This is a genomic window from Streptomyces sp. NPDC104096 (assembly GCF_055584385.1).
The window spans coordinates 13445-25754 of the sequence record NZ_JBVJMD010000027.1 but is presented as its reverse complement, the minus strand read 5'-3'; the positions used below and the strand labels follow the sequence as shown (position 1 = coordinate 25754).

Genomic DNA, 12310 nt, shown 5'->3' with positions numbered 1-12310 from the left:
CCCCTGCGAGCGTTTAGTTCAGGCCCTCACGGAAGGCGTCGCGTGCCTCAGCCGGCAGTGCACGGTACTTCGCCCAGAGTTCTTCGGCGGCGCTGAACGTCCGGGCGTCCTGCTTGACCCAGGTCTTCAGGATGTCGAGCTCGAGGGAGGGGAGCGACGTGGCCTCGGAGAGCAGCGCCGGCACGTCGTACGTAGAACCGATGCCACCGACACGACAGCGGTTGCACTCGATGACGTACTGGAGAGCTCTGGTGCCGTCCGCGTGCAGGACTTCACGCCTGGCTACGTCGAGCTGGGCCGTGACGTCCGAGTCGGCGTACGTGTCTCCGGGGGTGGCACCGCAAGAACTGCACTTATGGTTGTAGGCGGCCAGCAGCTCGCGACGCTGGTTCACCGTGATCGCGCTCTTGGGCCGGGTGCCACGGCCCGGTTCCCAGACGGGCTCGCCGCGCTGGACATACCGCTGTTCATTGGCGTCGAGGTTGAAGTCCTCGCGCTTGGTGTCGATTTTCCACCCGAAGTCGCGGAGGTCGCGCATTCGCCGGTCGATCTGTGCCACATCAGGAAAGGCCTCACGTAGCTGTGACTTGGTGAAGACGTTCCCTTCGCCGACCACCTGGACGAGCCAGAGTGCGGCGCGCTTCATCGTGCCCAGTTTGCTGTCCTGCCATGAAGGCAAGGCCGTGCTCATCTGCCACCTCGCAGAGCCTGATGGGGTCAGCCCGACTGCATGTCAGAACGGTTGGTGCCTGACAGTGACCCGCTGAAGCCAACAGAACATCAAGTCAGTCGGAAACGGAAGTGAGTGAGTGTCCGGATGGGCATCCGGACAAAGAAGAGGCGGCAGTTGTCGACGGGAAGCGGCACACTGTTGTCAAATGCTGTTGCCTCTCAGCACGGTGAGGGCAGAAGGAGCTGGCATGTCGCGACCGGGTCACTTCAGAGAACTGGATGACGAAATTCCGGATGAGTGCAGGGCCCTTGCCGAGGCACTGCGCGGTCTGATGTCGGTGATTGGAATGTCGTTGAGGCGAACGCATGAGGAGCTGATCAGGCGCAGCAGCGGCTGTGACGCTTCAGCGAGCGCGCTCTCGGAGCTGCTCAGCGGGCGCATACGCAGGCCCAGACGAGAGGTGATCCGCGCGCTCTACGACTTGGCGGAGTCCATCGCGAGGGCGAGCGCGGTTCCCCTGCCAATTGCCTGGGAGGAACTTGAGGATCTCCGTGCGAAGGCGTGCGAGCCGCCGGCGCCTCTGTGTGTGAGTTGCCAGGAACCTGTGTTGCCGGTCCCCTTGGCGCAGGGGGACCGGCAACACGGCCAAGTCCACTGGCCTACGACAGTGACCTTGTTGGGCATGAAGCAGACCAGAAGAGCCGAGGATGTTGCCGGCGTCCTGCGGCATGTCGGGGTGGCCGGCGACTCGGCAGAGGTCGCTCAGGCCGTGGTCGCGTGCAGGGCGAGCGGGCTGCGTTCCGAAGCGGATGTGATTCTCAGGTATGCACAGAGTGGGCGCAGTGGGCGGCAGCTCGCCGAGATCGCCTATGAGTTCTTGAAGGTCGAAGACAGCGGCATGGCCCAGCGAGTGCTCAAGATGTCGCTTGCCCGGTAGAGGTCCCCTGCCGACTGGTCGGAGAAGCCTGGCGTCTGGTTGTCACGGCGAGGCAGATCGCCTCGCTGCACGCTTCCGCTGACTCGTGTTCCCAGAAGCGCAAGACGAGCCAGCCGGCTTGCCGAAGGCGCTCATCCGTATCGCGGTCCCGGGCCATATTCCGGGCCACTTTGTCGGACCAGTAGCCGGGGTTGGTCTTTGGAGGGACGTAATGCTCGGGGCAGCCGTGCCAGTAGCACCCGTCTATGAAGACGGCTACCTTCGCCGGCCGGAAGACCATGTCGGCGGTGCGGCGGAGATCTGACAGCGGGCGGGCCGCCACCCGGTACCGCAGTCCCCGAGCGTGCACCAGTCGACGGACAAGACGCTCCGGAGTGGTGTCCCGGCTCCGGATCGCCTGCATGTTGCGGCGACGCGCGGCGGACGACGCCCACGAGCCCTCGGGCGGCACCCAGGCGGGCTGGGAGGGATCGGGTTCTGGGGTGGGAGTAGTCATCGGTAGTGAGTTACCAGCCGAGCAGAGTTGGCGGCAATGTTCCGGGCGCGCCGGGGCCTGAGTACGTGAAGAATCTAACGGTGTGCGCTTTGTGATCGATCAGTCTTTATTTCCGCTTATAGGGTACTGCGTCAGGCGAATGCGGAAGGCGTGTTCAGCGTCAGCCCGGTGTCATTTGGTGTGTGAAGGAAGAGCCGGTGCCGGCACAACCAGGTCGCCGGGCTGGGCGAGGACCCATTCCTCCCCGTCCAGGGAGACTCGCGGGGCATCCCCATGCCGGGGCCCGGACGGGGCCACCCGGGCGCTGACGAATTCGCCCTCCTCCGGCAGAGGAAGGCCCAGCTGGCCGGCGATCTCGCGGTGGCTGGTGTAGTCGCCCATGATGAGGATGCCCTCTGGCCTCAGTGCCGACCGGCTGCCGCCGTTGCCGCGGACTCGCTTCATGTAGTCCTTCTGCTGGGCCACCGTGCGGACCACGTTGCGGCCGATGCGCCGCCGCTGGGCACGCCGGAAGAGTTCGTTCAAGCGTTGCTGGCCCGAGCCAGAGGCGAACACTGCCTCCCGGTCCGCCGCGTCCATGTGGAGGAGCACGTTCTCGGGGAGAGGCTCGTCGCGCCACAACCACCGGATCTTGTCCCGGTGTTCAGCCTTGATCGTGAGCTTGAGGTCTCGGTTGTTCCCCGTGTTCAGCCACTCGTGACGTATCCGGACAAGCCCGATGCTCCAGAGGGACTTGTAGTCATCCGCCCAAGCCAGCAGACAGAGGTGGTCCATCGCCTCGGGCGGAATCATCCAGCCGCCGAACTGCTGGGAGTACTTGCAGTCCACGTCGACGCCGTCGATCTGGTAGTCCATGGCGTCGCCGTCGGCGAACCTGAACTCCCGCTGGAGATTGATCTCCACGAGAGTTCCCGCGTGGGTCTTCTCGGTCTTGAAGAGCGTCTTCCAGTCGTAGCGTCCGGTCACCTCGCCGTTGAGCAGCTGGTCGATGGTGTCACGGAGGACCCTGGCGAACCGCCGGCCCGTAGGGTCGTACGCCTTGATGCGGTCGTAGACCCGGTCCAGTTCAGGGTCCACCCCGGCCGCCAAGTTCGGTAGAGCTACCGAAATGGCGGCCTGGATGTCGGCCTCTTCGAAAGGAAGCATCTTCTCCCCGTTGGTGAGTGATCCGCTGCGCGCAGAGCCCTCGTGCCTCAGTCCGCGTTGACGATAACCGCGTCCGGACGAGTGGAGTCCTTGGTCTGGAAGCGCACGAGCTGCTTCTTCGTGTCGATGGCTGCCCTCGGCGGAATCACGGTGAACGCCATGATGACGCGGTCAGTTGCCGCAGCGCCCGTCGTGGCAATGGCTTTGACCTCATCGTCCTGGGCGGCTTCTACGACGGGATACAGGAGCACCACGCCGCGCGTCGATCCGAGTGCGGGAAAAGCGTCTCCCGTGGAAGCCAGGTCCGGCTGTTCGATCAACTGCTGGGCGAACAGGCGGTGTTCCAGGCCTGAGATACGGCCGAAGGACTGCTTTCCGGACTGGCGGCTTCGACGGAACAGGGAGAACGGTCCCTGGCCCAGCACGTTCGCCTCGATCCGGTTGCGCTGGGTTCGCTGCGGAGCGATGACCAGCCAGTCGTCAACCTTGGCCAGTCGGCCGTCGAGCTGGGACAAGTAGGTCAGGTGCGGGGCGAGAACGTTGCCGTCCTCCCATTCCAGCGAACTCAGGACGGAAAGGAGCTGAGCGTGCGGGATGACCGTGGTCGATGCCTGGAAGCTGCGGGGCAGGGGCGAAGTCTCGTCCGGCCGCAGAACGCAGGTCGCTGAGGTGCCGCTGAGAGCAGCGAGGACGGACTTCCAGCGTTCGGTGTTGCGTGCGGTCAGCACGGCGTCTTGCGGGTACGCGGCCGGCTCGATCGGTTTGCCCGGCGACCGCACCTCCACCAGCTCCGCGTTGAACATCTTGTTCCTGGCCGACGGCTTCACCCAGGGCAGGTGCTGGGCCACCAGGGGCGGGATCTGGGCGGGGGTGACCTGGGGACGGCCGTCCACCAGCGGGGCGTAGCGGGCCAGCTCGGCGCGGAAGAGTTCCTCGTCCCGGCAGATCGCCTCGAAGGCCTCGTACAGGTCGACGGTCTTGGCGCTGCGGCCGCGGCCGAGCGTCTCCTCGCGGCCGATGTACAGCCGTACCAGGTCCCGGTAGCCGGGGCGGAAGCCGAACCAGCGGCCCATCTGCATCAGGGTGTCGGCCTGCTGGGTCGTACGGCGGTAGTACGTGACGGTCAGGCCCTCGACCGTGAAGCCACGGGACAGCTTGGTGCCGCCGACGAGGATCTTCCAGACGTGCGGGGTGCGGTCGAAGTCGAGGTCGGGCTGGGTGTAGTCGCGCTCGCTCTCGCCGTTGATGACCATGACGGGGCTGCCGCCCTGGTTGATCAGACGGCGGGCCTCGGCGACGTACGGCTTGAGGTCGGCGTACGCCGTGGGAGTGGGCAGGGAGCCGTCCGCGTGGGTGCGGAAGTCCCTCTCGAAGAGGTCCGCCAGGCGGGCGTGGCCCTCCGGGCCCGTGTACGCGGCGTTGTGCCACATGGTGTTGATGCGCAGGGCGAGTGCCGTGTGCTCGGCCATGCGGACCGATTCGTGCACCAGCATCGTGTGGTGCCGGAACGGGCCGTCGGGGACGCCGTGCTCCGCGCGGTAGACCTTCAGGGCGCCCGTGAGGACGAAGGCGTCCAGGGCTTCCTGGAGGCGGTCGCCCGTGCTGTCGTAGATGCCCCGGACGTGCTTCTCCTCGGCCTCGCCCGCGCCCTCGCCGTCGTCGACCGTGTCCAGGTCGTGGAAGTCCTGGACGCCCATGTAGTCGGTGGGGCGGGGGAGGGAGATCAGGAAGTCGCGCGGGAACAGGTCCTCCTCGTCGCCCGGGTCGATGAACACGTTGGCGAAGGGAGTGGCGGTGTAGCCGACGTACTGGGCGCGGGGCAGGAGCTTGAGCAGGGCGCTGATCTGGCCGTTGATCGCCGTGCGGGTGACCTTGCCGTCCTCCCACTTCTTCGGGTCCGTGGTGTTCACCGAAGCCTGGTCCGACTCGTCGTCGATGATCAGGGCCGGTACCTCGCCGAGGATCGGACCGAACTTCTTGAGGTCCTTGACCAGCTTCTCCAGCACGGACTTGTTCTTCTTCACGACCATGACGCGGGCGCGGGCCGCGTGCAGGTTCGCCGGGTCGTACAGCGGACGGGTGCGGTCCGGCTTCTCGAACTCCAGGGCGCTGATGCCGCGTTCCAGGGACATGTAGTCACGGTCGCGGGAGGTGAGACGTTCGATGTCGAAGGCGCCGAGGGCGGACGGGCGGGCGCCGAACGAGACGAACTTCGCGGGCCAGTCCTCGTCGTCCTGGTAGTCGATGCCGACCAGGGCGTCCGGGTCGTCGGGGTCGGCGGAGCCCAGGATGTTCTCCTGGCCGATCAGTTCCATGTCGAGGCGGCGCTGGGTCTGGCCGCGCAGCAGGTTCAGGGTGCCGCCCAGCACGATGACCAGCCGGTAGCCCGCGTCGATGGCCTTGGCGGTGACGCCGGTGAAGTTGGCGGTCTTGCCGGACTGCACGTAGCCGACGACGAGTCCGCGCGCGCCGTAGGCGTCGTCCCGGGTCGGGTCGGCGAGCCGCTCGACGACCGCGTGGGTGGCCTCGTCCAGACTGGAGACCGCCACGTCGGGCCAGCCCTTGCGGCGCAGCAGACGCTCGTACGAGGCCCAGTAGAAGGAGCGGTTCGCCGCCTGTTCCCGGGTGTACCAGGGCTGGAACTCGCGACTGATGGTGACCGGGCCCGCCTCTTCGTGCACCGGGACGGCCGCGTCGAGCGCCTTGCGCAGATCCGGGCCGAACGCGAGCTTGTCGTGGACCTCGGCGCGGCGCTCGGGGGTGCGCGGCGCGGTGGCCGACCAGGTGGGGGACTGCTCGAAGTCCCAGGCGGTGAGCTTGCGGCGCCAGAGGGCGAGAAGGTCGTCGCCGGGGGCCGCGGCCAGGACGCGGGCCCGGAAGCGGGTCTCGTCCGTGTCCTCCGGATCGTCGGCGTCGGAGAGTACGAAGGCGAGTTTGGCGAAGTGTTTGGGGCCGCGCCGGCTCATCGCGTCGAGGACCTCGCCGTGCAGGTCGGTGAGGCGGTCGGAAAGGGGGGTGTTCTCGGCGGTCACGGCGGCGGGGCGGCCTTTCTGGAGGTGCGGGGAGGCGTGGGGCGGGAGGCGACTAGTCGGCGGCGCGGTCGAGCTCGGCGCGTGCCGCGGTGACGAGCACGCTGTTCCACAGGGCGATCTTGTCGGTCTGGTTGGCCCGGACCCGCTCCTTCTGGAAGATCTCGTTGAGCATCAGGTACAGAAGGCTCTTGAGGACCGGGGCGTCGTTGGAGCCGCCGCGCCGGCCGCCGTTGAAGGCCTGCCGGTAGTCCTTGTTGAGGACGACCACGCGCTCCTTGTGGTCGACGGTGAAGAGCAGTTCGGCGGAATCGGTGCCGGACGGCACGTCGAGCCGGGCCCAGGTGAAGGTGATGGGGTCGTCGCCCTCCAGCTGAGGCAGTTCGTCCCGCAGCGTCCGCCTCAGCTTCGGGTCCATGCCCTTGCCGGGCGGGATGACGGCCGTGCGCTTGACCTCGGTGTTCCGTCTGGCCGCTTCCCGGTAGACCGCGTCGGCCTCGTGGACGTACTCGGTGAAGGTGTGGCCGGTGGCGGGGACGGCCGCCTGCTCCAGACCTCGGGCGAACGCCGGGGTGACCTGGACGCCGTCCTTCTTCACGGTCAGGGCGAAGACGTCGTTGGGCTCGGGCGGCAGGTCGACGGCGATCCTGGCGAGGGCGAGGTGGCCCTCCGGGCTGCGGGTGTCGTTCCAGCCGCCCGCCTGGACGAGCCGGTCGTTGCGGTAGAGGTAGAAGCCCTGGCGTTCGGCGAGCGGGCCGATGCCCCGGTAGGCGACGAGCGGTGACTTGGCGGGCCAGATGTGCGCGGTGAGCGCGACGTCGCCGACGCCTTCGACGGGCGCGAGGTAGGTACGGGGATAGCCCGCGCGGCCCGGGACGCGATAGCCGAACGGGTCGATGGGCTCCACGCCCCGGTGGTCCAGCTCCTCCCGGGTGTGGACGTCCTCGACCACGATGTCTATGTGGAAGCCCTCGCGGGCGAGGAAGCGGTGGAGGTAGAGACCGAGGTGGGTCTCCAACCGCTCGATCGCGTCGTTGAGATAGCGGTCGGTCTGGCCGGCGACGATGGTCTCGAACGCGCGGACCTGGTCCCAGCGCACGATCGTGCCGTGCCAGCCGATGATCCCGTCGTAGCGGTCGACCAGGTTCTGGCAGTACGTCGCGTCGACGATGTCGCACGTGAAGTCGGCCTGCGCGCGGGCGGTGAGCCAGCGGCGGCCGACCGACGGGCTGCGTTTGGTCCGGCTGATCACGGTGAGCGCGTCGGCGTGCGAGAGCGAGGCGGCCTTCAGACCGGCGCCGAAGTGCCCGAGAGCGTCGGCGGCGTAGCGCTCGCGGCCGCCGACGGTCATCGCCGTGTCCAGACCCGCCTCGTCCATGCCTTCGCCGTCGTCGATGACGAGCAGCCCGACGAGACGGTCCCGGCCGCCGCGCTCACCGGTGTCCCGCAGGAAGCTCACGACGACGTTGCGGGCCTTCGCGTCGATCGAGTTGTCGATCAGGTCGGCGATGGCCGCCTCGAAGCCGTAGCCCTGGTGCGCGAGCGATTCGAAGGACCTGGCCGCCGGGGGGAGCCGCTTGCTTCCACTGGTGGGTACGTCGAACTGCCAGTCCGAGGACGGCTGGTAGGGCGGCATGCAGGTCTTCCTCGCGGGCCGGGACATGCCCGGAGTGCGTGCGGGCGTGCCAGTTTCAGCTGTTCACGTGTGAAGTTATCGTGAGCGACTTGTGCGGGGTGTAACGGGATCGGAACAAATGCACTCGGTGTCCGTCGACGCGTCTTCTGGGGGGGGGGCCGGGAAGCGCGACGCCACCCGGTCTCAGGTCGCCTGGATCCCGTGACACCCCTCGTACCCCCGCCCCGATCCGCACCAGCAGACCGCCCCGCGCTGCGGTGGCCAGACGATGGCTCGGCCTCGGGCTGCCAGGGTGGTGGCGTACTGGGGGAGGAGGGCGGAGTCGGACGGGGTGGTGGCTTCCGAGGCGGCGAAGGCCTCGTAGGACGGGACCGTGCCGGTGACGATGCCGAGGTTCGGGGTGCCGGACGCGGACAGCTCGCGCAGGGAGGCCTCTATCGTCGCGAGGTGCTCCTCGTGGGAGGGGTACTCCGAGGCGAGGGGCGGGTAGGCGGCGAGGAGTTCCGTCAGTTCCTGGGTCGGCCAGTGCAGGACCGCGACCGGGAAGGGGCGGGAGAGGGCCTCGCGGTAGGTGCCGAGTTCGGCGCGCAGGCGGGAGATCTCCGCCGCGAGCTCCTCGGGGTTGTCGGAGCCCAGCGACCAGACGCGCTTGGGGTCGTGGAGTTCGTCCAGGGGGATCGGGGACGAGTGCAGGGAGTCCGCCAGGGTGTCCCAGTCGTCGTGCGCCACGCCCAGCATGCGGCGTACCCGGTGGCGGCCGAAAAGCAGCGGGTGGGTGGCGTACGGGGGCTCCGAGGTGTCCGTGAGGAGGAGCCGTACGCCCTCCGTGAACGTCTCCTGCGCCGCCTCCAGTTCGTCGTGGGACTCCAGGGACTCCGCCACGATCACCCAGGGGGCCGGGTCGCGCGGGGCGGCCGTGCGGATGCCGTCGATGATCGCCCGCGCCTCCGCCTCGTGGCCGTACTCCCAGAGGTTCGAGGCCTTCAGGGCGCGGACCAGGTGGGGGTTGTCCAGCGGGTCGGACGTGCTCAGCAGGCGGTCGTAGAGGGTGGACGCGGCGGGGCGGTCGCCGGCCAGTTCCAGATGGGCCGCGGCCTGCAGCAGCAGGGCTTCCGCGTCCTCGGGATACAGGCCGGCGGTCCGCTCCAGGCGTGCCGCTTCGGCGGTGTGGTCGACGTTCTCGGCAGGCGTGTCGGGGCGCATGGTTGACACCGTACTGCCGGGCCCGGCGGAAAGTGAGATATCTGCTGGCCAGGGCGCCGGGCCCGGAAGGCGCCGGGCGGACGGGGCCTAGACGGTCACGCCGTCCACCTGGATCGTCTGCACCGACTTCGCCGCGAACGGCACGCTCACCGTCTTCCCGCTCAGATACGTGTCCGAACGGGCGGTGTAGAGGTCGCCGCCGCCGGTGGTGAGCGTGTTCCAGCGCGGGACCAGGCCGCCCGAACCGCCGGTCACGGTGGTGAAGCGGGACAGGTCGAAGGTCAGGGTCTGGGCCGAGGTCCCGGTGTTCGCGGCGACGACCACCAGGCGTTTCGCGCTCGCGTCGTAGGCGGCGGCCGCGTAGCTCACACCCGTGTCGATGATCTTCATTCCGGGGCGGATGTGGCGGCTGAACTGGGCCATCACGTAGTACTTGGTCGTCACCGCGCCGGCCGCCAGGGTGTTCGCGTCGTACGCGATCATCGCCCAGTTCGTGGACGGGTCCATGACCTGCCAGTAGACCCAGGCGGTCGGGTGCAGCCAGCGGAAGTCGTAGAGCAGATTGCTCGCCAGGGTCAGGCCGGTGCCGTCGTTGTCGCCGGTCTCCGAGTTCCACAGGGCCTTGCCCGCCGTCGTCACCACGTCCGTGTAGAGGAGGTCGCGACGGCCGCCCGAGCCCTGGTAGCCGTGGACGTTGACCCGGTTCACGTACCCCTTCGTCGTCGAGCTGAAGGAGTTCCAGGTGGTGCGGGCCAGGTCGTAACTCGTCTCGTCCGAGGCCGAGATCCTGGTGCCCGTCAGGCCGCGCTTGTCCAACTCGCTGCGCAGATAGGGCAGTACGGCCGCCTGGACGGTGGCGTCCATGTGGCAGCCCTCCTGGGTGCCGGTCGCCGTCCACCAGCTGGAGCTGGGCTCGTTGAAGGGGTCGACCGTCGCGAAGTTCACCCCCCAGTTCGACTTCGCGTACAGCACCACCGCGGCCAGGTGGGAGGCGTGCTGGCGGTAGTTCCAGGACTGGAGGTTGTTGCCGCCGTCGGCCGCGCCCGACGGGTTGTGGTTCAGGCACATCCACCACATCGGGGAGTTCGCGAACAGCTCGGTCGTCGCGCCCCGGGCGGTGGCCTTCACCAGCATCGCCCGCTGGGTCGCGTCCGCCGTCCACTTCCAGGCCGTGGAGGTCGGGTCCTCGTTGTTCCAGTCCTGCCAGTAGCCCTCGATCTGCTTGAAGGCGGGGATGTTGGCGGAGGCCGTCATGCTCTCGCCGCCGACGCTGTTCCAGCTGCACGCGCCCAGGTTGTAGCGGGCGATGTTCAGGCCGAGGCCGGGCAGGGCCGTGCCGTTGTACGTCACCGACTTGGTGGTGAAGAAGACGTCGGCGAAGTCGTCCCGGGCGCCGAAGACATTGGCCCACCAGGCGAGCGAGGTGCCCCAGCCCTCCCAAGTGCCGTAACCCACCGAGGGGTTCACCGCGATCGTGGCGTCGGCGCGGGCGGTGCCCGTCGCCAGGGTGCTGCCGAGGACTCCGGCTCCCGCCGCGGCCAGCAGGGTTCTGCGTCGGATCATTCGCGTCTCCGATTCCCTCAACCACCGGTTGTCGAACCGGCGTTGGTGCCTGTCCCGTTCATGGCAACAGGAAGCATCGGGTGTGACGCGTGGGATGTCGAGCGTTCTGACAGCCCTTTCTCAAACCTATGGAAAAAGCCGGGATTTGGGCGGACGGGCGACCGGGGTCACCAGGTGACCGGGAGCGTCCGTGGTCCGCGGATGAGGCCCTGGAGCTGGAACTCCACCTCCCGGGCCGGTACGGCGAGCCGGATGCCGGGGAAGCGGTCCAGCACCGAGCTGATGATCACCTCGGCCTCCATGCGGGCCATGATGGCGGCCAGACAGTGGTGCGGGCCGTGCCCGAAGGCGACATGACCGGCGCCGTCGCGGTCGAAGTCGAGGGCGTCGGGGTCGGGGAAGACGTCGGGGTCGCGGTTGGCGGCGACATAGGCGTTGTAGATCACCTCGCCCGCGCGCACCAGATGACCGCCGACCGTCACGTCCTCGGTGGCGACCCGGGGGATGCCGACGCCGTTGCGGTGGGGCACGTAGCGGAAGAGCTCGTCGACCGCCTTCGGGAGCAGCTCGGGCTCGCGGCGCAGCCGCTGGAGGTGCTCGGGGTGGGTGAGCAGCGCGTACATCATGGAGCCGCTGTTGTTGCGTACGGCGTGACCCCCGCTGACCTGGATGGCCATGGCGAGGGACACCGCCTCGTCGTCCGTGATCTCACCCGTGGCGGCGGCCTGCGCGAGGACGCCGGCCAGGTCGTCCCGCGGGTCCTCGCGCCGTCGTGCGAGGAGGTCGACGACACGGGCGCGGGTCGCCGCCCGGGCCGCCGCCGCGCGCTCCTCGGAGTCCGCGCCCGCGGACAGCAGGGCCTCGCCGGTCTGCGCCCAGCTTTGCCAGTCACGTTCCTCCACCCCGAGGAAGTCGCGGATCACGGCGATCGGGAACGGGCCGTGCAACTGCTGCATGAGGTCGGCCGGGGGACCCGCCGCCTCCATCGCGTCGAGCAGCCCGGCGGCCGTGCGCTCGGCCATCGGGCGCAGCCGCATCATGCTTCTGCCGGTGAACGCGCGGGCGACGACCCGGCGCAGCTCGGTGTGCCGGGGCGCGTCGATGTACTGGAGTCCGGCCGTCTGGGACGCCACCGGCGTGGGCCGCATGGTGGTCACCGAGCGGCCGACGAGCTCCGCGCGGGAGAAACGCGGGTCGGAGACGACGAACCGGACGTCCTCGTAGCGGGTGACCAGCCAGGCGTGCCCCTCGCCGTGCGGCAGCCTGATCCGGGTGACCGGCTCGTCGCGCAGGAGCCCGTCCAGGAAGGGGTCGGGGTCGAGCGCGGGCAGGTCGTCGACGGGCCAGAACCGCACGGGCGGGGGCGGTGCGGCGGCACCCGAGGCGGTGGAGGGCTCGGAGTCGGGGTCGAAGGGCATGGCACACCACTCCCGTGCGTCCTGGGGTTCCGGGAGCCGGCTGGGGCTTCCGCCATGGACAGCCTGCCCGAGCCCGCGGCCGGGCGCGCGTCGGTGCGGCCGTTCGTGGGGGCCAGGGGGCAGGGGGTCAGGGAGGCGAGGGGCAGGGGTGCGTGGGCCTTGGGCGGACGGTCGGCGGTGCGCGGGCCTGGAGACTTCGGCCGCGGCCG

Annotated in this window: 9 protein-coding genes; 1 reads left to right on the top strand and 8 read right to left on the bottom strand. The window is 68.9% G+C overall.

Annotated elements, in window-relative coordinates; all coding sequences use genetic code 11:
- Positions 1-13: 13 nt before the first annotated feature.
- Positions 14-646, bottom strand: coding sequence for a hypothetical protein (locus ACZ60B_RS25250; protein ID WP_469390628.1), 633 nt, complete (start codon positions 644-646; stop codon positions 14-16).
- A 709-nt stretch (positions 647-1355) separates the two neighbouring features.
- Here ACZ60B_RS25250 and ACZ60B_RS25245 point away from each other — a divergent pair.
- The gene (locus ACZ60B_RS25245) at positions 1356-1610 is read left to right on the top strand and encodes a hypothetical protein (protein WP_469390626.1); all 255 of its coding nucleotides are present in this window, start codon (positions 1356-1358) and stop codon (positions 1608-1610) included.
- Here the strand turns inward: ACZ60B_RS25245 and ACZ60B_RS25240 are convergent.
- From ACZ60B_RS25240 to ACZ60B_RS25210, 7 genes are all read right to left on the bottom strand, one after another.
- Positions 1588-2106, bottom strand: a complete 519-nt coding sequence (locus ACZ60B_RS25240) for a very short patch repair endonuclease (RefSeq protein WP_469390624.1) — start codon at positions 2104-2106, stop codon at positions 1588-1590. The genes ACZ60B_RS25245 and ACZ60B_RS25240 overlap by 23 nt on opposite strands.
- 171 nt (positions 2107-2277) lie before the next feature.
- Positions 2278-3252: a NaeI family type II restriction endonuclease gene (locus ACZ60B_RS25235; RefSeq protein ID WP_469390621.1), complete on the bottom strand. Its 975-nt coding sequence runs from the start codon at positions 3250-3252 to the stop codon at positions 2278-2280.
- A 47-nt stretch (positions 3253-3299) separates the two neighbouring features.
- Positions 3300-6218: a Z1 domain-containing protein gene (locus ACZ60B_RS25230; RefSeq protein WP_469390749.1), complete on the bottom strand. Its 2919-nt coding sequence runs from the start codon at positions 6216-6218 to the stop codon at positions 3300-3302.
- Positions 6219-6336: 118 nt separating this feature from the next.
- Entirely contained in the window at positions 6337-7917 is a 1581-nt protein-coding gene (locus ACZ60B_RS25225) for an ATP-binding protein (protein ID WP_469390619.1), read from the bottom strand.
- Positions 7918-8100: 183 nt separating this feature from the next.
- The gene (locus ACZ60B_RS25220) at positions 8101-9120 is read right to left on the bottom strand and encodes a hypothetical protein (RefSeq protein WP_469390617.1); all 1020 of its coding nucleotides are present in this window, start codon (positions 9118-9120) and stop codon (positions 8101-8103) included.
- A gap of 87 nt (positions 9121-9207) precedes the next feature.
- Complete coding sequence (locus ACZ60B_RS25215) at positions 9208-10683, bottom strand: glycoside hydrolase (RefSeq protein ID WP_469390615.1); 1476 nt, start codon at positions 10681-10683, stop codon at positions 9208-9210.
- 167 nt (positions 10684-10850) lie between these two features.
- Complete coding sequence (locus tag ACZ60B_RS25210) at positions 10851-12101, bottom strand: cytochrome P450 (protein ID WP_469390612.1); 1251 nt, start codon at positions 12099-12101, stop codon at positions 10851-10853.
- Positions 12102-12310: the final 209 nt, after the last annotated feature.